Below are 24,844 nucleotides of genomic sequence, written 5' to 3'. Positions count from 1 at the left end.
ATAATTGTTAATAATAATTGATAATAAATTGAAGGCCTTTTACTGTATAGCGTGATTATTTTTTAAAACTGAAATTATATTTGAACGAAAGGGTTGTTCCAAAACCCGAATAACGGCTCTGGATGATTTTATCCTCTTTAGCATTATATGCGGTGCTCCCCGAGCTTCCGTAATTATTATACAATGCGAAGGGCTGCGCAAGCAGATCAGATACGGTCAGTTTAAGCTCGGCATGCTTTTTAAATAACGCCTTGCTTAGCTGCATATCAATCACATTCCGCAGTTTCTCATAGATATCCACGCCACCAGTAACAGCTCTGAAACGTAAACGCTCCCCTATCCTATTATAAAGCACGTTGAATGAAAAATCACTGCCTTCGGGTGTATAATACAGGCCAGAGTTGATCAGGTAGGGTGACTGTCCCTGGAGGGGGGTAGACGCGTTACGGCCATCAGCCAGCTTTACCTTGGCATTGATGTAGGAAGCATTCACATAAAATGTTACATCATTCAAGAAACTTCCCTCAGCAATGAAATTCAGTTTCTTCCTCATCTCGGCCTCAAAACCAAAATCCTTGGCATTGAGCGCATTCTGATAAGTCAAAATATCGTTACCCTGATTGATCTGCTCGATCGGATTCTTAAATTTCTTGTAAAAAGCCGAAACCGAGATGATCTCCCCTCCTGACGGATAATATTCAAAGCGAAGGTCTGCGTTATCAATTATACTTCGCTGCAGGTCCGGATTACCGCTGACAATAAAGTTAGTCTGGTAGTCAAAATAGCGAAAACTGGCAAGCTCTCTGAACTCCGGACGGTTTACCGACCTGAAGTACGCCGCGCGTAAATTGACCTTCTCCGATAAACTATAGGTCAGGTTACCTGAAGGCAGGACATCTGTATTATTATATTTCTGTTCGGTTTGGCCCAGCGGTTTGAGCGACTGCGCATACCGTTCAACCCGTGCCCCCCAAACCAAACGGATTTTTTTGTTCAGCTTATTGTCCAGCATCACATAACCGGCGTCCTGATTGGCTTTTCCTTTGTAATCGGTGGAGCTAAGGTCCAGGCGCGACAGATCGATCCCGTTTTGAGCGATACTTTGAGGACTGAAAACATTGAAGATCGTATAGCCACCAGTCAGCGGGATTGCCTTGTTTCCGAAGCCGATGGCGTCAGTGTATCCCAGCGCGTCAATACTGAAATCACGGTCACGATGAGAAATAAGACCACCGAATTTCAATTTCTGCGACTCATTAAGCCACTTGAACGGAACTGCCAGGTTTGCTTTCGCGCCGTAAATATTTTCATTTAATTTAGAATACACACGGCCCAGATCATTAGGTTTGGGGCTATTTTCGCTGGATAATGAGATATATTCCGGCTGGTTCAAAGGTGTATAGATGGTTACGATCCTTTGGTCGGGCTGGTTCCGGTATGATAAACCGTAGGAAGCATTCCAGTCAAAAATAATATTTTTTTTGCCCAGCGTGTGCTGGCCTTCCAATGCGGAAGTATAAATGCCGTTTTGAGTTGTCTCCACAGAGTAGCCTTTGTAACGCAGCGGGTCTGTTTGACCTGCCTCAAAATTCAGGGCATTGTTGGTTTGCTCGAAGTCAACAGAAAAATCGTTATTGTAAAGGTTTCTCCAGGCAATTTTGTTTTTGCCGAAGGTATAAGCGAAATTCAGCAAACCGCCAAGGCTTTTATAATTGGTGTAAGTATTACGGTCAAAGCTGTACAGAGGAAGTTCTTTCGACGCATCATTGAACCCGGTATAGCCAATTCTGTCACCAAATGACGCACGGTGCCCATTGCTGTAGTTCAGACTGAAATTATAACCCAGGCGATTGCCATTTGTATTGGTCTTAGAGTTGCCCGTGGAAAATTGGAAACCAATATTGGGAAGGCTCATTTGCCCTTCTTTGTAATAAAAGGTATTGGGAAATTGCTGCGCTATAGCGATTTTTTCGGCACTTGTTGTCCCGGATGTATAGTCCTTTTTCACATTGGAATAGGCTGCAGGCAGCTTTCTTGAACCGTCATCGAATCCAAGGAAATCATATTTCCCGTTAGGCCTCGCATCGATAAAGTTATTCTTAAGGGTAGTTTTGGAATTATAGCCAACGCTTAACGCCACTTCCAGGAACCTGCTGTCGGGAATATCTTTGGTAATAGTATTGATCGTACCACCCGCAAAATCACCGGGCAGATCGGGCGTCGCCGTTTTGTACACGATAATATTATCGACAAGACTTGAAGGAATGATGTCAAAAGCAAAAGCTTTTTTATCCGGTTCGGAACTTGGCAGCGTTGTCCCGTTCATCATATTGTTATTATACCTTTCGGATAAACCACGGATAACAACGAATTTACCCTCCTGCACGCTTGTTCCGCTGACCCGCTTCAAAACGTCACCGGTATTCCGGTCAGGCGATTTACGGATCATATCGGCAGATATACCATCACTTAATTGTATACTATTCTTCTGCCTTGCGTAAAGGGCGTTTACTGAAGCCTGGCGGTAAGTAGCTTTCACAACAACTTCATTAAGAGCCTGCGTTGAAGATTGGGTCAAAGCTACATCCAGCGAGGTTACTGCACCTGCCTGAACTTCCACATCAGAAACCGATTTGCTCTGGTAACCGATGTATTTAACAACGATACTGTATTTGCCCGGCTGAAGTCCACTCAATATATACCGGCCTTCCACATTGGTGGCAGCGCCCTTGCTGCCGCTCAGTAAGCCAACTGTCGCGCCTATGAGTGTTTCACCAGTCTTTTGGTCGATTACCTTACCGGCAATTTTACCCAATGACTGTGCAAATGAATTGGAGCTTATTAAAAAACTTAAAAGAATGAAAGAAAAGAGCCGAGTAAACTTTTGCATAATCTTAAATGACGCTCAAAATTATCGGCGATAAATTAAGCCAATGTTAATTTCATATTATCAAAAAGAATATATTGAATAATCGATATTATAGACAATCTTAAATAGATTAAGAAGCTTCCAACATTCAAAAAACAAACTCTATTTTAGCACGATCAAATAATTGTAAACAGCGATGGCACAAAAGAAAACAGAAGAGTTCAGTTATCCCGACCAGTTCATTTCAGATGTATCCATAGCACTGTCGCACCCCGGTAGGATCTCTATTATCCGTATCATTGCAAGGAAACCTGGGATTACCACAGGCGAGCTCGTGGAATTTCTACCGTTCGCACAATCTACAGTATCCCACCATTTGAAGGAGTTGATCAAAACCGAATTGATATCGGTTAGCATCGATGGAAAAAGATCTTTGTATACATTAAATGAAAATATGTGGAGCAGATTCGCCAGACATTATGGTCGCCTCGTAGAAGAACTGGGCATACCGGATTCCCACGAAGCTGAACCGGAACAACATTAATTTATATTGATAATTTCGTATTTATGCCCGGTTCAAATATGGATATCAATAAAGCAGATCTGGAACTTTGCAACTTTGCCAGGTTGCTGGCGCTACCAATCAGGGTATGTATCTTCAAAGCGCTTATCGCGAATGGCAACATACTATCTCACGAGGCATTACTTTCTCTTCCTTTTAACCCAGGGCAATTAACGAAGCATATAACCGATCTTAAAAAAGCAGGCTTTGTAACCATCAGACGCGAGAATAGAAAGATCAGATATGAGCTTAAAACATCCGATATAAACCGCCCTGCCAGGCAGTTCGCCGATCTTTTCAAAATCATCGGCAGCTACGCACCTATTGAGCCACTAAACCCTAACACCGTCGCTTCCGGGAAAGAGAGCCTCCCACCTGCCGCTTTGAGCTTTGGCAGGTTGATCAAAAAGTATAGGACAACATTAAAGTTTTCACAAGAATATTTATCCGCAGAACTTGGAATGAACCGGAGCGACTTAAGCAGGATAGAATCAGATAAAAAGGACTTTCCTCCTGGGAAGCTACAATTGCTGGCGCTGGCACTATCTGTTGAATGTGATGTATTAAAAAAGCAATTCTATAGCTTCAAAATTGTGGAAATGGTTGACAAAAGCGGGTTTGACGAGGTCGTATTAAAAAATGTCAGTCACGTGCTGCAGGCCGGTATTCCCATCCCTGAACATTTCCCGACCAAGCGGGCTACCCGATAAATGTCAGCAAATTAAAGCAAAATCAAATTTTCTGGACTTTTAAACAAAACAAAGTTGAACTTCTAAACAAAACAGGCAAGCCGCATTAGCGCCATCTTTGTTAAAAGAAAATTCAACATGGAAAATAACATCAAACAACCAACCGTATTAGTAACAGGCGGCACAGGCTTCATTGGCATCTATTGTATCCTTCAACTCTTACAACAAGGCTACACTGTTAAAACAACCCTTCGCTCCTTAAAAAGAAAAGATGAAGTAATTAACCTGCTCAGAGGAGCCGGAATCAAATCCTTTGAAAACCTCGCCTTTGTGGAAGCAGACCTGACTAATGACCAAAACTGGAACCGGGCAGCTGATGGCTGCACCTATGTGCTGCACGTAGCTTCCCCATTTCCTGCCGAAGAACCCGAAGATGCCAATGAGCTTATTATACCAGCGCGGGACGGCGCGTTACGAGTATTGAAAGCAGCTCGCTATGCCGGTGTGAAGCGCGTGGTATTAACCTCATCCTTTGCTGCCATTGGCTACAGCAAAGATCCCAAAGGCTACACCTTTACGGAAGAAGACTGGACAGACCCCGAACTGACAGACCGCGCCTACATTAAATCTAAAACGATTGCCGAAAAAGCTGCCTGGGACTGGATCAACAGCGAGGGCGACGGCATGGGACTCACCGTAATAAACCCGGTAGGCGTATTCGGCCCTGCCCTGGGAAAAGACTTCTCCACCTCTATCGGCTTTGTGAAAGGCATATTGGATGGCCAGATCAAAGAAACGCTGCCCTTCACTTTTGGCGTGGTGGATGTGCGTGATGTAGCCGATATTCACCTCAAAGCAATGACACATCCGGCCGCAGCGGGCGAGCGCTTCCTGGCAACAGCCATCGGAGTCATGAGCCTTTACGACGTGGCTGAGCTTATCCGGAAAGAAAGACCCGAATACGCCGGAAATATCGCCGACCTGAAACCGCTGGATGAATCCTTCTATATTGCCATTTCCAACGAAAAGGCACAGCGGGTATTGAATTGGCATCCTCGCAGTAAGGAAGAAGTGATATTGGCAAGTGCGGATAGTCTTTTGAATTAAGTATTTTTGAGCATGATCGCCAGTAGTCTGCAATCCTGTCATTTAGGTCCCGGAATATCTCCCGAACAGGTAATATCCGATCATTTCTTTCTGTACCTCCTAAAAGGCTCTATGCTGGCATACAGTGGCGACAAGCATTACCACTTTCATCCCGGCGACAGCTGCATCGCCCGCAAGAACCATTTGCTACGCTACACCAAGCAGCAGCAGGACGGTGACTTTAAAAAGATCGTCATCGTGCTGGATGAAGCTTTTCTAAAACGGTTTTTAGTCCGGCACAGGGTAGATACCGGCATCGCCACGTCAGACGATTCCATCCGGCCGGTCAAAGACGATCAGCTGCTCACCAGCTTCATCCATTCCCTCGAACCCTATTATAGGGGTGAGGCCGAGATCGAGGAAGCTTTTGCAGATCTCAAGCGAGAGGAACTGCTATTGATCCTGCTCAAAAACGACCCAGGCCTTGCTGCCGTATTGTTCAACTTCGGTGCGCCTCAAAAGATAGACATCGAAGCCTTCATGACCCGGAACTTCAGGTTTAATGTCCCTTTGGAGCGCTTCGCGTTTCTGACGGGCAGAAGCCTATCCGCTTTCAAGCGTGACTTTCAGCAAATCTATAACGACACGCCCGGACGCTGGCTGACAAAAAAGCGATTGGAAGAAGCTTACTTTCTCATCCACCAGCAAAGCCAAAAGCCCAAAGACATTTATCTTGAGCTGGGCTTCGAAAATCTGTCCCATTTTTCCTTTGCCTTTAAAAAGCAATTCGGGCTTGCGCCGACTGCTGTGCTTTACTGAAAAAAGAACCAGACTTTCGTATAGTCTATAACTCGCTTACCCGGGAAATAGCACATATGAACTCACTTAGTAATGACTTTTACAGGGGCTACAAAGTCGATACAATACTCGTTGATGGGTGGAGATTCTGTTGAACTTGACCACTATGTTCCGGGACAAGCTGATACGACGACTGTCGATTCAAGATATGGCAGGCCCTCAAAAGTGCCCCCATGTACGAAAAAAGCCGTTTCCTGTTAACTGAAACGGCTTTTCTTATAAGTGATCCCATTTGGATTCGAACCAAAGACCTACAGATTAGAAATCTGTTGCTCTATCCAGCTGAGCTATAGGACCATCGCGTCTAAACTACAAATATAAACAGGGTTTCTAACCCGTGGTATACTGTATATTTTTTTGCGGTGCAAATATGCAAAATTATGCTGAAAATAACAATCAATTTGGTAATTGATTTGCTATAAGCTGCTTAACAGCTTGTTAATGTAATACGGGCTCTTGTTTATTTTTGTTTTTAATTGTTTCACAAAATCCGTCCGTCCGTCCAAAGGTGTAACCCTTGTCCATTGCCCAATCGATAAAATCAGCTATCCTTCGTACAAAAGCTTCGCCCGAGTTTTTGGAAACATAGCCTGGGAAACCGAACTTTTCTTTATCGTGCAGGTCGGTAAATTCCCAGGGGTGGAAATACAAGTTCAGATAACCGTCTTTTTTATGCGTTGCCGAAGCCATACGTTTTAATAAAGATAGCGGCAAATTATGAAAGCTTAGCCAAAACAGCGGAAAGCGTACCAACGGCGAAACCGAAGCCGGGATCTGCAGCACATCATGGTCATAAAACCAGGTACGTGGTTTATCAAAATTATTATACCGCCCGGGCAGCCAGGTTGGGTTTATAGACGAGTTATACCTATAGCCGGCTTTTGCCATTTCAGCCTCATCAACAGGCATCATCCGTGCCATGCGGAAGCCTGTTACTTCAGTTCCGGAAATATCCTCCAAGACCAGCTTCGACTGCCTTAAATGTTCGGCCTTAAAATCTGAATGATAATACCCGTGCGATGCTATCTCATGCCCTTCGGCTACCATCCTTTTGATAAGTCCGGGCTTATGATTGGCGTAATTAGCTGTGCAAAAAAAGGTAACCTGTATGCCTCTGTCTTTTAATAAATCGAGTATTGTGTTGGCACCCCTTGTCGAAATTTCAAGCTGCTCATCAAATGGTATTGATTTGCCGTACTCAAACGGCATATCAAACTCCTCAACATCAAACCCTAATAAAATCATTATCTACAATAACAACATTTGATGACCGGATAATATAATGCGGGCGATGTTTTGACTGCATAAAAATTTTTCCCACATATACCCCTATAACACTCATCACAAGCAACTGAAGGCCGCCAAAAAAGGCTATAGTGGCAATAATTGAAGCCCAGCCCGAAACCGCGTAACCTAAAAAGTAGCTTACCAGCACGTATGGTATATACAAAATGGCCAATGACGAAACCAGTAACCCAATTAATGATACAATGTAAAGCGGCCTTGCACTGAACGCCACAATGCTGCCTACAGCAAGTTTAACCAGCTTTGCAAACGAGTAGCTTGCCTCGCCGGTATGCCGTTTTGATGGCACATAAGGAATGCCAACCTGTTTATAACCCGCCCACTTAATTATCCCCCGGAAAAAGATCTCGTACTCATCAATGAGCTTAAGCTGCTTCACAACCTTTTCGTCAATCAGCCTGAAATCGGCGGTACCATTTTCCATCTTGATATCCGAAAGCATGTTAAGGCCTTTGTAAAACAATTTTGAGGTAACTTTCTGATAACCCTTGCCATGAGGGTTTTCGCCTTCGCGATAGGTGTAAACAATATCATAGCCATTTTCCCAAAGATTTAACATCTTCAGGATCAGCTGTGGCGGGTGCTGCAAATCAGCATCCATTGTTATCACGGCATCGCCCTGCGCCATTGCAATACCGGCCTTAAGAGCATAATCTTTACCAAAGTTGCGCGAAAGTTCTACATAAAATACATTGGAATGCAACTCGGCATTGATCTTTAACTCATTCAGGGTATTATCACGGCTTCCGTCGTCAACAAAGATCAGCTCATAGGCATATCCTGTGGGCGAAAGTGTTTCACGAAGTTGCTCAATTAAATAACTAATGTTTTTTTCTTCGTTATGAGAGGGTATAACAATAGAGATCTTCTTATCGGCAAGGTAAGTCATAGTTATACTATGGATTTTTAATTGTAATAGGTGGTATAAGTAATTAAAGTTTATATTTGAATACCTTTAGGCACCCTTTTTTACTTAAATAACCTTACGCTAATTTGCTACAAACTGTAACTGCCGTAATCAGATTTTAAATACAAGGTGCCAAATTCCCCAAACGTAACTTTTATGTTACAAACATAAATAATAATTATTTATTAATCTGCAAGTTTCCGGGGTTTTACATCAAAAATTAGCCCCTGCAGAAATTGTTTTCATATCAGTAATCCTCTAAACTGCGGCCGTATTCAATGCACTTTTCTTTTCACCCGCGAAATCCCTGGTAAGCGTTTCATAAATTATTTTAATCCAGATCAAAAAGCAGGGTATTGATTTTAGTTTATAAGGAACGATATATTGGGTACGGATAAAGGAGGGAAAAAGATCTGAAGGGGAAAGACTTGTTATCAACAGCGCCAAAACCAACAGGAATATCTCGAAGCCGGTAACCGGTCGGTTTAAATTCATAAACCAAACTGCAATACCCACAAAAGCGATGATATAGGTTGATGATTCGGCCGAACTGCTGAAGATAACGGCAAAGATCAACACCGATGAAAGGATGAGCCGCTGGTATTCCACAACTTTATAAGCACCTATGCGCAGGTATGACAGTGCAAACATCACCAGCGCCGGCCCTATTACATACATATTTTTAAGGTCATCATAATGAAAAGCTTTGCGGATAAAACCGGTAAAGCAAATTTCCTGCATTACCGAATGTTGATTGCCCGAGTTTTTGACCACCAGGTCGGCATACCAATCATGATATGTTTGGATGATAAAAGAAGGCGATGAAATGGCCATCGGCAAAACAAACAACACTACCGACCAAAATATAAAGCTTAACACAAACTTTGGCTTATTTGCCGAGAAAAAGAAGAAAGCCAGCCCAACTATTCCATACAGCTTTATAAAGGCACCGAGTGCTATCATCAATGCAGCCCAAAAATCCTGCTCGCGTTTGATAAAGTTAAAGCTCAAAATGATCAGCGCCGCTATCATGGGGTTGCTCTGCACGTTGGCCGATGCCGTCATCAATTCATGGGCGCACAACAAAAGCACAATAACATACTGATCTTTTTTTAGCGGCAATAATTGAATTGCCTCAAACAGAATAAACGCGTTAAACAGCACCCATAAAATAACCCCGATACTATCGGGCAGGATAGAAAATGGTGCCATGATAATTGAAAATACGGGTCCGTAGTGGTTCAGGTCATAATAATGCTCGGGCTGATAAGCATACAGGTTATGTTGATGGATGGTATTTAAAAAGTTATACTTAAAGATGGTGTAATTGTTGAACCCCTGGTGGGCCAAAACACCTTTAATTACCAGAAACAAACTTAGGCCAAACCATAAAGAATAAACAAAAGGTTTGTTAGTGATAAGCTTAGCAAGTTTTTGCACGGATTAGGGATCGTTAAATTTATGCGAAGATATAAATATGTCACACAATTATTACAAATCCTTAAATTAACTTACCTGTGCTATCTTTGATCAAATCCAATCATTACCATGAAATCAACCTCCTCCCCAATTAACCATAATCCTAACCGTCGTAAATTTATCGGTCAGTTAGGCGCTTTAGCAGGTACCGCCGCATTGCTGTCGGCTCCATTTGCCGCGGATGCCATAACCTTTGTTAAGCCCGATGAAAACATCACGGTAGGGCAAATCATCGACCTGTTTATGAAACAGGTACCGGGCGCCCCGTTTCCAAATACGGTGGATACCTTAAAATCGGGTAACCCCGATATTGTGGTTACCGGCATAGTAACCACCATGTTTGCCACGATTGGCATCATTGAGAAGGCCATTAGTTTAGGCGCTAATTTCATTATAGCGCATGAGCCAACTTTTTATAACCATGCCGATGAAACCACCTGGCTGGCCAACGATGATGTATATCAATATAAAAAACAACTGCTGGATAAGCACAACATTGCCGTTTGGCGCAACCATGATACCATACACAGCCTTAAACCCGATGGCGTTGGCATTGGCTTACTAAAACAGCTTGATTGGGTAAGCTACTATAAGCCCGAAACCGGGAACCTGCTCAGTATCCCATCAACCCCGTTAAGCTCCCTCATCGAAACGTTGAAAAAGAAACTTAAAATTGAAAAGGTACGCTACATAGGCAATCCATCACAAAGCTGCCAAAAGGTGCTGCTGCTACCCGGAGCTGCAGGCGGCAAAAGGCAGATCACCGAAATGAGCACCAAAAAGCCCGATGTACTGATTTGCGGCGAGATTTCGGAGTGGGAAACCGCCGAATATGTGCGGGATGCGCAAGCCAAAGGCGATAAACTTTCATTGATTGTATTAGGGCACATTGCCAGCGAAGAGCCCGGTTCAGAATTTATGATAGGCTGGTTACATCAAAACGTACCAGGTATTAAAGCTACGCACATCCATCCTGGCAATTCACTATCCTTTATGTAATACAAAATACACGTTTTAGCTTTAATTAAACTCAATATTTTGCTAAATAATGTAACATTACGTACAATTGTAAATTACTCTGTTTTTAAATGGCGAAGGAAACTGCTTATCTGTAACCTTTACATTTAAAAAAAGGTATAGTTGACCTGATTAATTATTGATAACATTGGCATAAAATCGCCAGTTAAAGTTTAATTTATATTAAAAAGTAGCTGTAATCTACGTAAAAATCGCAATTTTCATTTTTTGAAATACAAAGTGTTTTTTTTACAATAAGTTAATCCTACTTTTAACCGATTTTTAAAAAAACAAAAATTTATGATCATAATTGCTGACGGTGGCTCAACCAAAACAAATTGGTGCCTGGTTACCGAAGAGGGAAAAAAAGTTTACTTTAATACCGAGGGTTATAACCCATACTTTTCAAGTACAGAGTATATTATACAATCACTAAACGAAAGTTTGCCTACCGATCTTGAAAAAAATCTGATCACCGAGGTAAATTACTACGGTGCAGGTTGTTCAACCCCCGAAATGCGTAAGATTGTTGAAGAAGCCATGAAAGTGGTTTTCGTTGGCGCAAAGGTTAATATTGGTCATGACCTGCTTGCTGCTGCCCGCGCCCTGCTTGGCAACACCGAAGGCTTTGCCGCTATATTAGGTACCGGAACCAATACCTGCATTTATGATGGTAAAGAAGTTGTACACAATATCGATTCGGGCGCTTACATCCTGGGTGATGAAGGCAGCGGTTGCTACATTGGCAAAAAGCTGTTAACAGATTACCTGCGCGGATACATGCCTGAGCCTGTACGTGCCCTTTTCTGGGAAACTTACAAACTTACTCCTGATGATATCAACGAGCAGGTTTACACCCAGCCACGTGCAAACCGTTTTTGCGCAAGCTTCAGCAAATTTGTTTACGATAACAACGTACACATCGAATACTCACGCAACCTGGTACGCACCTCGTTCGAAGATTTTTTCCGCAACCTGGTTACCCACTACCCTGATTATCAAAAATATACTTTCAACTGCATTGGCTCGGTAGGTTATAACTTCCGCAATGTGCTTGAAGAAGTGGTTACCGAAAATGGTATGGTTGTTGGCAACATCATCCGCTCACCTATAGATAACCTGGTGAAATACCACTTGGAATTAGCACCTTCTTCTTTATAGTTAGAAGCAAAAGTCAAGAATCACGACCTAAGACGTTAAGATTCTAAGATAAAAAGGGCTGGAAGATTTTCCGGCCCTTTTGCTTTTTAAGTACATCAATGGGATGATGATGCCGTCTGTCCGTATACCCGTGTCACTGTACTTACAGATAAACGTGGACATCCTCTACCACCACCTCATGGGTAGGTACGGAGCAATCGCGAACTGTACAGGGCGGATTTGCATAGCCCCTCTGCCTATTGGGGATTGCTTCGTACCTTGCAATGACGGGTTGGAGAGTGAGATAAAAATAAAAAGGCTGGAAAAACATTCCAACCTTTCTTATTTCTAATGGTCTTGATTCTTAGATCTTGATTTCCTGACTCTATCGCCGCTACACAAGGTTCATCTCTCCCTGAAAAATCTTACCGTATTTGCGTTTATCAAACTTGTAAAGCTTAGCGGCACGGTACGATACCCCTTTCTGCTTTTCATCAAGCTCCTTCAAAAAGCCGTAGCTCAACATTTTTTTGCGGAAGTTGCGTTTATCCAGTTTTTTATCTAACACAGCTTCGTAAAGCGACTGCAGCTGCGTGAGGGTAAACTTTTCGGGCAATAATTCAAACGCTATCGGCTGATAGTGCAGCCTGCGTTTTATTTTGTTGAAACCTGTTTTGAAGATCTCACTGTGGTCAAACGCCAGTTTAGGCAGCTCGCTTACCGGGTGCCAAAACGCTTTTTTGGCGTATTGTGTTACCGGGCGTAGCTCCTTTTGCCCGTTTATGCGGATCAGCGCATAGTAAGCAACCGTAATTACACGGCCCTGCGGGTGACGGTTTACCTCGCCAAAGGTATGGAACTGCTGCATATGCAAATCGCGCAGGCCCGTAAGTTCATACAGGATCCGCTCGGCGGCATCGTCGATGCTTTCGTCCTGCTCAACAATATAGCCAGGCAGCGCAAGCCAGTCTTTATAAGGCTCTTCGTTTCGCTCAATAAGCAAAATTTTAAGCTCGCCGGCTTCAAAGCCGAATATCACGCAGTCAATCGAGAATACGGAATCAAACTTGGGTAACATTAGTTCCAAACTATTAGTGAGATTTAGTTAATAAGTTTAAAGATATAGCCTTAATTCCTAATCCAAAAAAAAATAAATAAAATTTAATGGTGTAATTTACACACAGTATCTTCGTAGCGTAAACTTAAGGAGTGAAAGATGCGTAAAATATCAAAAATAGGGGTTTTAACTTCGGGTGGTGATGCCCCCGGAATGAACCCTTGTATCCGTGCTGTTGTGAGGACCGCACTGTATAACGGGCTGGAAGTTGTAGGGATAAGGCAAGGATATAAAGGCCTTATTGACAATGACATGTATGACATGGATAAACGCTCGGTAAGTAACATCCTTAATTTAGGCGGCACCATTTTAAAAACCGCGCGCTGCTTGCCTTTCAAAACAGATGAAGGCATGGAGATAGCATACCAAAATGCTAAGGCCCGTGGTATCGATGCCCTTGTTGTTATTGGCGGCGATGGTACTTTCACCGGCGCGCTGCGCTTTTCGCGCAAATACCCCGACATTGCCGTAATGGGCGTTCCGGGTACTATTGATAATGACCTTTGCGGCTCAACCTATACCCTTGGTTTTGATACCGCTACCAATACGGTTATCCAGGCTATCGATAAAATCCGCGATACCGCCGATGCGCATGACCGTCTTTTCTTTATTGAGGTAATGGGCCGCGATTCGGGCGCTATTGCCTTGCGTGCAGGTATCTCGTGCGGCGCCGAGGCTATTTTACTGCCCGAGCGTGCTACCGCCATTGATGATTTGATCGTAAACCTTAAAGAGGGGCACATGAACAAAAAATCATCAAGCATTGTAATTGTTGCCGAAGGTGATAAAAATGGCGGTGTTTATGACGTGGCAAAGGCTGTACAACAAGAAGTTAAAAATTACGACATAAAAGTTACTATCTTAGGCCACTTGCAACGGGGCGGCGCACCGTCAAGCTTTGACCGTATTTTGGGCAGCAGGCTTGGCTTTGCAGCAGTTAACGCTTTGGTTGCCGGCGAATCACAAAAAATGGTAGGTTTGCAGGCCAACCAGATCATGATGACAGACCTGGAAGCAGCACTTAACCACCATGAGTTTAAGCTTGAAGAAGACCTTTTACAAATGATGGATATATTATCGATATAGATTATTAATGATTGCAGTTGTTTATAGCGGATCGTACTTTGCACATTGGAGGCTTACTGATAAGGGAAGAACTGTTGCTTCCTTTAAAACCAATGGCATAAACCCCTATTTTAACGACGAAAAGCATATCCTTCAATTGCTCAACAAAAACATCAATCTTATACACCACGCCGAAGTAATAAAACGCATCTACTTTTTTGGCGCAGGCGCATCTTCCGATGAGCGGAAGAAGATTGTTCATAACGCGTTTTCAGCATTCTTTAAGTTCGGTAAAATATCTATTGAGCACGATATTGCCGGCGCGGCTATTGCATGTTGTAAAAATGAACCGGGCATTGTAAGCATTTGCGGCAGCGGTACCAATGCCGCCTGGTACGATGGAAGAAGAGTTTGGCCCAACAACTACGGTTTGGGTTATATCCTTGCCGATGAAGGCTCGGGCAACTGGCTGGGCAGGCAGCTTATTAAGGAGTTCATGAACGATACCCTGCCACCATCCATCCGTAAAAAGTTTATCCATAAGTACGATGCCGACCGTAAAAACCTGCTCGAAAAGGTCTACCGCCAAAAGCAACCGGCTTTATTTTTGAGCTCCTTTACCGATTTTTACCTCGATAACAAGAATGATCATCATCTGCAAAACGTCATAAAAAAAGGATTTAGCAAGCTAATTTCCACATATTTGTTACCTTTATATCAGCAACACCCGGGTACGTCTGTTCACTTTGCAGGCTCTGTTGCTTTTAATTTTCAGGAACACTTGTATGAAGCTGCCGCCGAAGCTGATCTGCAAATCACTAACATAATTAAAGAACCCATAAATAATTTATTAACCTACTATTCAAGTAAAAATTAAAAAATCATGAAAATAGGAATTAACGGTTTCGGCCGTATTGGCCGCCTGGCATTCAGGGCTGCAATTGAAAGACCAGACATTGAAGTTGTTGGTATTAATGACCTTGTTGAGCCAGATTACATGGCTTACATGTTAAAATACGATTCAACCCATGGTCAGTTCAATGGTACTATTGCCGTTGAAGGCGGTCATTTGGTTGTTAACGGTAAAACCATCCGTGTTACTGCCGAAAAAGATCCTGCCAACCTTAAATGGAACGAAGTAGGTGCTGAGGTGATAATCGAATCAACCGGTTTGTTCTTAACTCAGGAAACTGCTCAAAAACACATCGACGCCGGTGCTAAAAAAGTAGTAATGAGCGCCCCTGCAAAAGATGATACCCCTACCTTTGTAATGGGTGTTAACCACAAAGCGTTAAAAGCCGATCAAAACATCGTTTCAAACGCTTCATGTACTACCAACTGTTTAGCGCCTATCGCTAAAGTATTGGACGATAAATTTGGTATCGAAGAAGGTTTGATGACCACTGTACACGCTGTTACCGCAACGCAGAAAACAGTTGACGGCCCATCTGCAAAAGATTGGAGAGGCGGTCGTGGTGCTTACCAAAACATCATCCCTTCATCAACAGGTGCAGCTAAAGCGGTTGGTTTAGTTTTACCTCAGTTAAAAGGTAAATTAACAGGCATGAGCCTGCGCGTACCAGTTGCCGACGTATCTGTAGTTGACTTAACTGTACGTTTGAAAAACGGTGCTTCTTATGAAGCCATCAAAGCTGCAATGAAAGAAGCTTCTGAAGGCGAATTGAAAGGCATCCTTGGCTACACCGAAGACGAAGTAGTATCTGAAGACTTTAAAGGCGATTCACGCACTTCAATTTTCGACGCTAAAGCCGGTATCGGTCTGAATGAAAACTTCGTAAAAGTTGTTTCATGGTACGATAACGAGTGGGGTTACTCGAATAAACTGATTGACCTTGTTCAGGAACTTGGCAAATTATAATAGCTGATTTTTTAGATCATAAAAAACGCCCTTCGGATAACCGGAGGGCGTTTTTTGTTTGTGGGATACCCACTTTTTCCCGACCGCGTCATTACGAGGTACGAAGCAATCGCGAACAATACAGGGCGAACTTGCTTAGCAGTACCTCTCCACCACGTCATTGCGAGGTACGAAGCAATCGCGAACTGTACAGATTTGCTTAACATGCTTTAACAGGAAACTGAGATAAAGGAAGCGGATTATCATTATATTTATGAGATAATATCTCTTATATATGAAAATCAGACACAATGATATTGAGATACCCGATGATGATCCGTTCAAAAACTGTAAGCTCGGCCGAAAAAAATATGGCCAAATTTTAACGGATATTATCGGCTCTTATTCTGATGGCTTTGTTTTAGCGATTGATAGTAGGTGAGGAACCGGGAAAACAACATTTGTAAAAATGTGGAAAAAGCAACTTGAAATCCACGGCTACAAGACATTGTATTTCAATGCTTGGGTAAATGATTTTGATAGTAGCCCGTTGGTTGCAATTTTAGCTGAATTAAAAACGATTGTTTCCGATAAGGCAGATTCAACTTTTAAGTCGTTATTATCTAAAGGGGCAGTAATAACCAAGAAGGTACTCCCAGGGTTAATAAAAGCTATTGCGGAAAAATATGTTGGGCATAAAGTACTACAAGAAATCATAGGAGATTTTGCGGAATCTGCTGTTGATATTTTAAGCGATGAAGTAAATGAATATGCTAAGAAAAAAAAGGGCCTCCTCGAGTTTCGAAATGCATTAGAAGTGTTTATTAAAGAAAATACTGAAGGAAAACCATTGGTATTTTTGGTTGACGAGTTAGATAGGTGCAGACCCAATTACGCAGTTGAAGTATTAGAGCAAGTCAAGCACTTTTTTAATGTATCTGGAATTGTATTCGTTTTGACTATAGATAAAACGCAACTTGGAAATGCAATAAGGGGCTTCTATGGTAGCGATCGAATAGATGCGAATGAATATTTGAGAAGATTTATTGACATCGAATATTCTATTCCTTTAATAGACACCCAGCTTTTCTGTAGGTATTTATATGATTATTTCGGCTTCGATGACTTTTTTAACTCGTCAGATCGTAAAAAGTTCCCTGATCTAAGAAATGATAAAGAGAATTTTATAGAAATGGCTGAACACATATTTAAAAAGCATAATACGCCTTTAAGGCAACAAGAGAAAATCTTTGGCCATGCCCGACTTGTACTAAACCTTTTTGGACATAATAGTTATGTATTTTCATCAACTTTATTTTTATTAATTTTTATCAGAGATTTTGAGAGAAACTTCTACCAAAGAATTGTGAATAAAGACATTAACTTACAAGAAACGGTTGAAAAGCTAAATAACTTCTTTCCAGATAAGATTGATGAATATGATTTGAATTATTTTATTTATCAAGAGGCTCAATTTCTACAGTTTTACGATAACTATTATTCAGAAAGACAGAGAAGGGGTTCTAATCTTTTCGAAAAAAAAGATCAAAATGAAGATACTTTGCTAATTAGATCTGGATTTGTTAATGAAGATTCGAATATTAGGCTTTTAAATGCACTGAAAGACTTTAGACGCACGGATCGTTATAGCTTTAGTTTGGAAATTCTTCTGAAAAAAATTGATTTGTTGGAACCTTTAAAAAAAACAACGATTTAATTTCCTCAAGTGGTGCAAGTATGCAGCATTAAGAAAAGCATCGCGCACTTGGGGCTTATTATCAAGTTTGCCCTGTACAGTTCGCGATTGCTTCGTACCTCGCAATGACGGGTTATTTTAAATTCCAGTTTCTCAACACACCGAAATCTTCCTTACATTACACCTATGGTTATGCAACGAGGCGGATGTGTTTACATTATCACCAATAAAACTAACTCAGTACTGTACACGGGGGTAACATCAGACATTATAAGTAGAATATTCGATCATAAAAACAAAACCTATCCTCAAAGCTTTGCGGCTAAATACAATTGCAATAAGTTAGTTTACTATCTATTTTATGCCCATATTGAGGAAGCGATTGCTGCTGAAAAAGCGCTGAAAGGTGGGAATAGGCAAATGAAAGTTAAGCTAATTGAAGAACTTAATCCGGAGTGGAAGGATTTGTATGATGATTTGTTAAAGGATTGAGATGGTGAAGGCCGTGCAAGTACCCAACTGGCGCGAGTAAGCAGCGCAGGGAAAAGCGTGGCGTACTCGTGACTTTTTAAACTTTTTTTAGGATGAGACAGCCTTCTCCTAAGCGGAAGCTTTTAATTCGCAAACGCTGTTAAGTTTGTTTTTAAAGTCCTCTCCTTCGTAGAGGAGTTAGGTGAGGCCATTATCTTTTTGTCACCAACTCCCTATAACCAACTAGCTCATCCCATCGGGCAGCGGGCGGGCGGTAGTAGGTAAGCATCTGGTATTCGTTTTCGGTTTCAAAGTGGCTGCCCTCAAAAGGGATATCATCGGCTTTGCCTGTTTTGGCATCTACCCAAACGTATTCATAATCGTACACGCCTTGTTTTAACAGCATGTTTACCGTGTACCTGCCGTTATCAAGCGGGTGAAGCCGGTTGCTTTCATCAAGGCGATAATTGTTAAACTGGCCTACTACGTATGGTGCTCCGTCTTTAGGGTCTTTATTGGTTGATAGGGTGAAGTATACGTGCGCGTAATCGGCATCGGTAGCCGGTGTGGTGCCGTCGTTATTCAGGATATAAAACTTACCGTCGTTATCGTACTGAAAAATGTAGTTGGGCTGGTCGCGCACCGGGTCGCCAAGCAGCACTACCACGTTGGTTGAATCTTTGTAAATTTTAGCTACCCTTTGCGAATTAAGCTTGAGCGTACGCATATCAAACAGCCTGAACTCGTTACGGCCGGGGAAATCATTAATGCTTACATCGTTATAAATCAGCTGCGAACCACGGATATAGGTTGGCTGCCCGTTAAGCACCGCTGTTTCGGTACGGGCGTTTTGCATAATAAAAGTACGCAGGGCATAAGCCGGGTTCTGCACAACAAGGCCCGAATAATCAACCGTAAAATTGATTTTTTGATTAGTTTGCCGGGTAGCATTATTGGCCGAAGGCACCAGATCGGCAGCTATCAACACGCGTTTGCCCAACACATACAGCCTGCGGGTAAGCACCATTTTATTTTGGTCGCCATCTTCATAAACCTTCAGCACATAGTTACCCGATATTTTAGGGGCTATGTTGTTGTTAGGCAACGAAATTTCATAATGGGTATATTTTTGCATGGTACCGGTTGAGTAGCTGTAATTATACAGCCGGTCGTCGGTAAAATTTTGCATGTACTCGGCCGATGAAAGGTTTGATGAGTTCCAGTTGGCATCGCAATGTTCAATGGTGTAATAGTAGTTGCGGCTGCCCCCGCGCAGGTCATCAAAGGTTAACAGCACCTTTTCATCAGTCCCCAAATTAATAACCGGGAAAGAGCCCTGCTTGGCAGTATTGTAAAACTCCACGCTTTTTATGGCCGGTGAGTAAACGTTGTTGTTATAGGGGGATTGGGCGAAGGTATTTAGTGACAGGAGGATGAAGAGGATAATGTAAAGCTTTTTCATATAAACCTGTTAATTCAGTTAAAGCACTATAAAACAAACGTCATTGCGAGGCACGAAGCAATCGCGAACTGTACAAGTGAACCTGTATAGCGCATACATCAGGGTCCTCTCCGAGAGAACCCTGATGGGACGTTAAACGTCATTGCGAGGTACGAAGCAATCGCGAACTGTACAGAGAAACTTGCATAGCTACTCTGCTAATCGGGGATTGCTTCGTGCCTCGCAATGACGGGGAAATTTCATTTCACGCTTACGATTCCAGCTCCAAGATCTGCTCGGCCAGTGCTTCCCACTTTTCCTGCAATTGTTTCAGTTCGGTTTGCTTGGCGCTGTAGGCAGCGTTGGTTTGTTTTAGCTTGGCGTTATCGCTGTATATTTTTTCGTCGGCCAGCTGGGTTTCAAACTGCTTTACTTCTTTTTCAAGGTCGGCAATTTGTTGTTCCATTTTGGCCAGGTCCTGGTTTAGTTTTTTAAGCTGCTGATGTTTGTTTTCGCCTTGTGGTTGTTTAACAGGCTCAGGCTTTTTCTCCTCCTTTTTGGGCTGAGGTGCAGGCGCGGCAGCTTTGGGCTCCAGTTTGCGTTTGGCATACCATTCATCAAACTCGGCATAAGTACCAGGGTAGATCTTGATCTTCTGATCTTCAATAAACCAGATCTTGTTAGCTACGTTATCAAGGAAATACCTGTCGTGCGATACCACAATGAAAGTACCCTCGTACTGGTCAAGCGCCTGGATCAGGATATTAACCGACTGCATATCCAGGTGGTTGGTAGGCTCATCCAGTACCAGGAAGTTGGCATCGGCGGTAAGTGCCTTAGCTAAAGCCACACGCGATTTTTCACCCCCAGATAATACCTTGATCTTCTTGAACACATCATCGCCGGTAAACAAAAACGAACCTAAAATGGTACGCAACTCGGTATCAGTATGTTTTGGGGCGAATGATTGCAGCTCCTGCAGGATCTGGTTTTCGAGGTGCAGGGACTCCAGCTGGTGCTGTGCAAAAAAAGTAGTAGTTACGTTATGACCGGTAGTTACCGTACCTGTATAATCCTTATCGGCCGATGCGATGATACGCAACAGCGTTGATTTACCTTTACCGTTGGCACCGATGAGGGCAATTTTATCACCTTTTTCAATTACAGCTTCGGCGTGGTCAAGAATATCGATAGCAGGGTATTTTTTGGTGATATCCTCTAAAGTGATCACGTGCCTGCCCGATTGCTTGCTGAAACGGAAAGCGAAGTTAACGGATGGATTATCGTCATCCACATCGTCAATACGCTCCATCCTATCCAGCATTTTGATGCGGGATTGCGCCATTTTAGCTTTAGAAGCCTTGGCACGGAAACGCTCGATCAAACGCTCTTCCTGTTTAATTTTTGATTGCTGGTTTTTAAACTCACCGCGCTGAATTTCTTCGCGCAGGGCTTTTTCTTCGAGATAGAAAGAGTAGTTGCCCGCGTAAACGGTAAGCTTGCCTTTGCGCGATTCAACCGTACGGTTGATCACCTTATCCAGAAACCACCTATCGTGCGATACGATGATGATAGCACCGGTAAAAGCCTTCAGGTAATCTTCCAGCCATTGGATAGATGGCAAGTCGAGGTGGTTGGTAGGCTCATCCAGCAGCAGGATATCAGGTGCCTGCAACAGGATCTTGGCCAGCATTACACGCATGCGCCATCCACCCGAAAAGGTGCTCAGCTTACGCTTGCAATCGTCATCGCTAAAACCCAAACCGGCTAAAATTTCGTGGGCTTTATATTCGATATTGTAACCGTCAAGCAGTTCAAACTCATGCTGCTTGTCGCTCAGTTTATTTAAAAGATCTTCGCTATAATCCGTTTCCAGCTTTTTAAGCAGGTTCTCTATCTCGTCGTGCAGTTGGTTCTGGCGCTCAAAGGCTTCCATAGCCACGTGTACGATGTTTTTATCAGATGAGTATGAAAGCAGATCCTGGTTAAGGTACCCCATGGTAAGGTCCTTAGCCATTGAAACAGTTCCGGAGGTAGGCTTATAGTCGCCTACAATAATTTTTAAAAGGGTGGTTTTACCAGTACCGTTGGCACCAATTAAACCAATTTTTTCACCGGGTTTAATATGCCAGTTGGCTTCATCATATAAGGCCCGCGCACCAATCTCGAACGTAAGGTTATTTATAGCAATCATTTACGCGCAAAGATACTGTTTTTGAGCTGAATGCCGAAGGCAGAAAGCTTAAGGCTTTATTGGGTAATGCTTAATAACGAAACCGGGATGACAAAATTGAATCCATTCCTAATCAGGATTTTCTGTGAACTTTTAAAACGATCTGGGTTTCTACCATTTCAAATACTGTACCCCCATCTTTTTCTACAACATTGATCATCATTACAGTTCCCGTGTTATTTAATTCTTTAACGCGTATCACACCTTTATCCGGATCGTATTCCCAGTCACCTTTCGGCATACTCTTTATCGCCGGGGTCAAATAAAAATGGTGGTTGGCATTAAAATCAAAATCAGCGTTGGAGAAAATGCCTTTTAGTGATTTTATCATCATGGCCTTTTGCTGCTCATTCATTTTCATGGTGCTCCCTGAAATGTCAACATGATCAACTTGCCATTTTCCGGTAATATCCTTAGGTGGTGTACTGCTCCACAAACGGGTTAGCAGCAATAACATTAATATACTTTTCATTTTACGCTCCCACCGCTTTTAACCATGTTTGTGCCATAAGGGCTTCGCCGGCTACACTGGGGTGTACACCATCAAGGTTCCAGTAGGTGGCCGGTGCTGTTTGTTCGGCTTGGTCAAATGCTGATTGATAAGGCACAAATACCGCATCGAACTCTGCAGCAATGTCTTTAGCAGCTTTGCGGAACGAATCAAATGTGGGGTACCATTTATCATCAACAGCTTTCACATTTTTTTCGGCAAAGGGTTCGCAGATCACCAGTTTAATATCGGGCAGGGCCTGTTTGGTGCGGGTTAGTAATGCCCTATAGTCGGTAATGTAAGTATCTATTGTGCCTTTGTAACCGTTGGTAAGGGTGTGCCAAAAGTCGTTTACACCTATGTGGATGCTTAGTACGTTTGGTTTAAGGGCAAGACAATCAGTATCCCAGCGTTCGGTAAGCTGATATACTTTATTACCGCTGATACCTTTATTGTAGATCTTTAAACCTTTATCGGCATGTTTAAGCAGCAATTGCGAAGCTGTGAGCAAGGCATAACCCGAGCCTAATGCGCTGGTGGTATTGGGTTCGGTTTTGCTATGGTCACGCCCCCAGTCGGTAATGGAATCGCCCTGAAAAAGCACTACATCGCCCTGGTTAAAAGTCAGTCTTCTTGCCGGTTTTTCGGCAGCTAATGCTGATGAAACAATAGATGGGATCCCCATAGAGGCAATTGTGCCTACGGCAGCTGTCTTTAAAAATTGGCGGCGATAGTTCTGTTGGGTATTTTTCATTTGTGGGTTATAAAAGGTATTTGCCGAAAATACTGATTTACTATAACTATTAAAATTTTGTTGGCTTTTGTATCAGGATTTGTAAAAGGAATATTACGTAGATCCGTGATCACAACTCTAATCTGCCGCGGGTTACACTGCGCTAAACCCGCGGCAGTTGTTTTCAGTTATTTATCAGCTACAAAGTTCACCGGCTTTGCCGGATCAAAAGTAACATAAACCCTTTTCCAGGGTTCATCGCCAATCAGTCGCCATTTGTGTGCTGTTCCGGTTATATCCTGGGCTATCAGGATCTCGCCGGGCTTAAGTATGAATTTTTCGCCGGGGTAGGTTTCAAATTCAAGCGTACCGGTAAGGGTTATCACATACTGATTGGTTGGGGCATTATGGTAATCATAAAACGCATGCGGCTCCGATTCCAGGAACCTGATAGCAAGCGCTTCGTCAAATGTTCCTAAATCAACCACACCTTTTTCTATATGCGAATGACCGTCATTGCCGGTATATAACCTGTAGGCTTTTATCATACGGGCTAAACTAATATTTAACTGTTAATACTACCCATCCCTTGTGTATTTATTGCAAAACAGTTGCTTTACGTAACAGTAATGTTTATTTAGTTTTAAAGATTATTCGTTCGTGATAAAACTTACGCATCTTTTAACAGTTCAAATAACATATGCCCGTAGCTGCATCCACCAAACGTTTTCAATTTTTACCTTACCTCATCAGTTTGCTAATCGTGCTATTTATTGGTTTTGTTGCCTCACTGGTAACCCGGCCCGAAATTGCCGGCTGGTACAGCACACTCAAAAAGCCGTCGTTTAACCCGCCACCCTGGTTGTTTGCACCTGTATGGACCGTAATTTATATCATGATAGCAACCGCTGCTTATCTTGTTTGGAAACACCGCAGTCGTAAACCCGCTTTTATCATCGCGCGTTCAGTGTATTTCATTCAGCTTATTTTAAACTTTTCGTGGTCGATAACATTCTTTGGCATGCACCAAATAGCAACAGCCATGGTTGTGATCATCTTACTGTGGTTCAGCATTATTGTAAACATCAACTGGTTTAATAAATTTAACCGGGTTGCAGCACTGTTATTGATTCCGTATTTATTGTGGGTTAGCTTTGCCAGCATACTTAACGCGAGTATTTATTTCTTTAACCGATAGCTCATAAAAAACGCTATTTTTATTGCAGATAATTACAGCACCGATAAGAGCTTTCTATCAAACCATGAAAAAACTTTTACTTATTTTTTGCTTTATTACAGCAGCACACAGCTTTGCGTTTGCCGATAAAACTGCTATCAACCATTTTGTAATTAAAGAAAACCCCTTTGCGGTTGATGAGGTAGCCGTAGTTGCAACCGATACTGCAGGCGTGATACAGGAAAATGTAAACGGCATTTTCACCTTTGTAATGAACGGTTTTACCGAAGAACTTAAGTTTGACAAAGGCACGGCTTTTTACCGCCACAAGCTTGACCGTTCAACCTTCCTGTACGCCAAACATATGAACGATTCCGGCACACATGCCATACTATACTACATTTACAAGCATGATAGTAAACTAAGTCCATTCCATATCAGCTGGGTACTGTTGATAGCCATTCCCCTGTTACTGGTATTGCTGGCTTATATGTTTAAGCGGTTTATCATTATTGCCGTAGTAATCTTCTGTATCTTCCTGTATTTCAATTACCACAACGGCTTAAGCATTCCAACCTTTTTTGAAAGCATTATTGATGGGTTGAAGAATATGTTTTAGAAGGAAGGTCAAAGGCGAAAGGTCAAAGGCGA

At 42.6% G+C, this 24,844-nt stretch carries 22 protein-coding genes, 1 tRNA gene and 1 pseudogene; 13 read left to right on the top strand and 11 right to left on the bottom strand.

Going from position 1 to position 24,844, the window contains the following annotated elements; translation table 11 throughout:
* Positions 1-55: 55 nt before the first annotated feature.
* On the bottom strand, positions 56-2,890 hold the full coding sequence (locus ACP26M_RS02035) for a TonB-dependent receptor domain-containing protein (RefSeq protein ID WP_426585692.1): 2,835 nt from the start codon (positions 2,888-2,890) through the stop codon (positions 56-58).
* A gap of 175 nt (positions 2,891-3,065) precedes the next feature.
* Between ACP26M_RS02035 and ACP26M_RS02030 the strand changes: the two genes are divergently transcribed.
* The 4 genes from ACP26M_RS02030 to ACP26M_RS02015 all read left to right on the top strand — a co-directional run bounded on the left by ACP26M_RS02030 (position 3,066) and on the right by ACP26M_RS02015 (position 6,025).
* Entirely contained in the window at positions 3,066-3,413 is a 348-nt protein-coding gene (locus ACP26M_RS02030; RefSeq protein WP_090533366.1) for an ArsR/SmtB family transcription factor, read from the top strand.
* Positions 3,414-3,436: 23 nt separating this feature from the next.
* The gene (locus ACP26M_RS02025; RefSeq protein ID WP_426585689.1) at positions 3,437-4,141 is read left to right on the top strand and encodes a helix-turn-helix domain-containing protein; all 705 of its coding nucleotides are present in this window, start codon (positions 3,437-3,439) and stop codon (positions 4,139-4,141) included.
* Between the two features lie 117 nt (positions 4,142-4,258).
* Positions 4,259-5,227 (top strand): SDR family oxidoreductase, encoded by a 969-nt coding sequence (locus tag ACP26M_RS02020; RefSeq protein ID WP_426585687.1) that lies wholly within the window; start codon positions 4,259-4,261, stop codon positions 5,225-5,227.
* Between the two features lie 111 nt (positions 5,228-5,338).
* A complete protein-coding gene (locus ACP26M_RS02015; protein ID WP_426585685.1) occupies positions 5,339-6,025 on the top strand; it encodes a helix-turn-helix domain-containing protein in 687 nt (228 codons plus the stop codon).
* A 262-nt stretch (positions 6,026-6,287) separates the two neighbouring features.
* On the opposite strand, the gene ACP26M_RS02010 is transcribed toward ACP26M_RS02015, so the two are convergent.
* The 4 genes from ACP26M_RS02010 to ACP26M_RS01995 all read right to left on the bottom strand — a co-directional run bounded on the left by ACP26M_RS02010 (position 6,288) and on the right by ACP26M_RS01995 (position 9,716).
* A tRNA-Arg gene (locus ACP26M_RS02010) sits at positions 6,288-6,361 on the bottom strand.
* 141 nt (positions 6,362-6,502) lie between these two features.
* A complete protein-coding gene (locus tag ACP26M_RS02005) occupies positions 6,503-7,309 on the bottom strand; it encodes a polysaccharide deacetylase family protein (protein WP_426585683.1) in 807 nt (268 codons plus the stop codon).
* Positions 7,290-8,258 carry a glycosyltransferase family 2 protein gene (locus ACP26M_RS02000; RefSeq protein ID WP_426585681.1) on the bottom strand — a complete coding sequence of 323 codons (969 nt, stop codon included), beginning with the start codon at positions 8,256-8,258 and terminating at the stop codon, positions 7,290-7,292. Before ACP26M_RS02000 ends, ACP26M_RS02005 begins: the two co-directional genes overlap by 20 nt.
* A 276-nt stretch (positions 8,259-8,534) precedes the next feature.
* On the bottom strand, positions 8,535-9,716 hold the full coding sequence (locus tag ACP26M_RS01995) for a glycosyltransferase family 87 protein (RefSeq protein WP_426585679.1): 1,182 nt from the start codon (positions 9,714-9,716) through the stop codon (positions 8,535-8,537).
* Between the two features lie 108 nt (positions 9,717-9,824).
* Between ACP26M_RS01995 and ACP26M_RS01990 the strand changes: the two genes are divergently transcribed.
* Positions 9,825-10,754: a Nif3-like dinuclear metal center hexameric protein gene (locus ACP26M_RS01990; RefSeq protein WP_426585677.1), complete on the top strand. Its 930-nt coding sequence runs from the start codon at positions 9,825-9,827 to the stop codon at positions 10,752-10,754.
* A 318-nt stretch (positions 10,755-11,072) separates the two neighbouring features.
* Positions 11,073-11,933 carry an N-acetylglucosamine kinase gene (locus ACP26M_RS01985; protein WP_112652617.1) on the top strand — a complete coding sequence of 287 codons (861 nt, stop codon included), beginning with the start codon at positions 11,073-11,075 and terminating at the stop codon, positions 11,931-11,933.
* Between the two features lie 373 nt (positions 11,934-12,306).
* Here the strand turns inward: ACP26M_RS01985 and ACP26M_RS01980 are convergent, their stop codons facing one another.
* Complete coding sequence (locus ACP26M_RS01980) at positions 12,307-12,999, bottom strand: NUDIX hydrolase (protein WP_371328320.1); 693 nt, start codon at positions 12,997-12,999, stop codon at positions 12,307-12,309.
* A gap of 129 nt (positions 13,000-13,128) precedes the next feature.
* Here ACP26M_RS01980 and pfkA point away from each other — a divergent pair, with 129 nt between their 5' ends.
* The 5 genes and pseudogenes from pfkA (at position 13,129) to ACP26M_RS01955 (ending at position 18,140) form a co-directional block, all read left to right on the top strand.
* On the top strand, positions 13,129-14,115 hold the full coding sequence (pfkA, locus tag ACP26M_RS01975; protein ID WP_426585674.1) for a 6-phosphofructokinase: 987 nt from the start codon (positions 13,129-13,131) through the stop codon (positions 14,113-14,115).
* Positions 14,116-14,122: 7 nt separating this feature from the next.
* A complete protein-coding gene (locus ACP26M_RS01970) occupies positions 14,123-14,971 on the top strand; it encodes a hypothetical protein (protein ID WP_426585672.1) in 849 nt (282 codons plus the stop codon).
* Positions 14,972-14,977: 6 nt separating this feature from the next.
* Complete coding sequence (gap, locus tag ACP26M_RS01965; RefSeq protein ID WP_426585670.1) at positions 14,978-15,973, top strand: type I glyceraldehyde-3-phosphate dehydrogenase; 996 nt, start codon at positions 14,978-14,980, stop codon at positions 15,971-15,973.
* Between the two features lie 433 nt (positions 15,974-16,406).
* Positions 16,407-17,669, top strand: a pseudogene (locus tag ACP26M_RS01960) (KAP family P-loop NTPase fold protein); the annotation flags it as partial.
* 165 nt (positions 17,670-17,834) lie between these two features.
* Entirely contained in the window at positions 17,835-18,140 is a 306-nt protein-coding gene (locus ACP26M_RS01955) for a GIY-YIG nuclease family protein (RefSeq protein WP_426585668.1), read from the top strand.
* Between the two features lie 190 nt (positions 18,141-18,330).
* On the opposite strand, the gene ACP26M_RS01950 is transcribed toward ACP26M_RS01955, so the two are convergent.
* From ACP26M_RS01950 to ACP26M_RS01930, 5 genes are all read right to left on the bottom strand, one after another.
* Positions 18,331-19,581 (bottom strand): DUF5103 domain-containing protein, encoded by a 1,251-nt coding sequence (locus tag ACP26M_RS01950; RefSeq protein ID WP_426585666.1) that lies wholly within the window; start codon positions 19,579-19,581, stop codon positions 18,331-18,333.
* A 250-nt stretch (positions 19,582-19,831) separates the two neighbouring features.
* Positions 19,832-21,754, bottom strand: a complete 1,923-nt coding sequence (locus tag ACP26M_RS01945) for an ABC-F family ATP-binding cassette domain-containing protein (RefSeq protein WP_426585664.1) — start codon at positions 21,752-21,754, stop codon at positions 19,832-19,834.
* A 112-nt stretch (positions 21,755-21,866) separates the two neighbouring features.
* A complete protein-coding gene (locus ACP26M_RS01940) occupies positions 21,867-22,265 on the bottom strand; it encodes a hypothetical protein (protein ID WP_426585662.1) in 399 nt (132 codons plus the stop codon).
* 1 nt (position 22,266) lies between these two features.
* Positions 22,267-23,037, bottom strand: coding sequence for an SGNH/GDSL hydrolase family protein (locus tag ACP26M_RS01935; RefSeq protein ID WP_426585660.1), 771 nt, complete (start codon positions 23,035-23,037; stop codon positions 22,267-22,269).
* 167 nt (positions 23,038-23,204) lie between these two features.
* Positions 23,205-23,564 (bottom strand): hypothetical protein, encoded by a 360-nt coding sequence (locus ACP26M_RS01930; protein WP_426585658.1) that lies wholly within the window; start codon positions 23,562-23,564, stop codon positions 23,205-23,207.
* Between the two features lie 152 nt (positions 23,565-23,716).
* Between ACP26M_RS01930 and ACP26M_RS01925 the strand changes: the two genes are divergently transcribed.
* Together ACP26M_RS01925 and ACP26M_RS01920 are read left to right on the top strand one after the other, a co-directional pair.
* Positions 23,717-24,214: a TspO/MBR family protein gene (locus tag ACP26M_RS01925; RefSeq protein WP_426585656.1), complete on the top strand. Its 498-nt coding sequence runs from the start codon at positions 23,717-23,719 to the stop codon at positions 24,212-24,214.
* 64 nt (positions 24,215-24,278) lie between these two features.
* A complete protein-coding gene (locus ACP26M_RS01920; RefSeq protein ID WP_090527761.1) occupies positions 24,279-24,812 on the top strand; it encodes a hypothetical protein in 534 nt (177 codons plus the stop codon).
* The last annotated feature ends 32 nt before the right edge of the window (positions 24,813-24,844 follow it).

Source organism: Mucilaginibacter sp. R-33, from assembly GCF_049949235.1.
Lineage (GTDB): Bacteria > Bacteroidota > Bacteroidia > Sphingobacteriales > Sphingobacteriaceae > Mucilaginibacter.
This window is presented reverse-complemented; position numbering and strand designations above follow the sequence as displayed.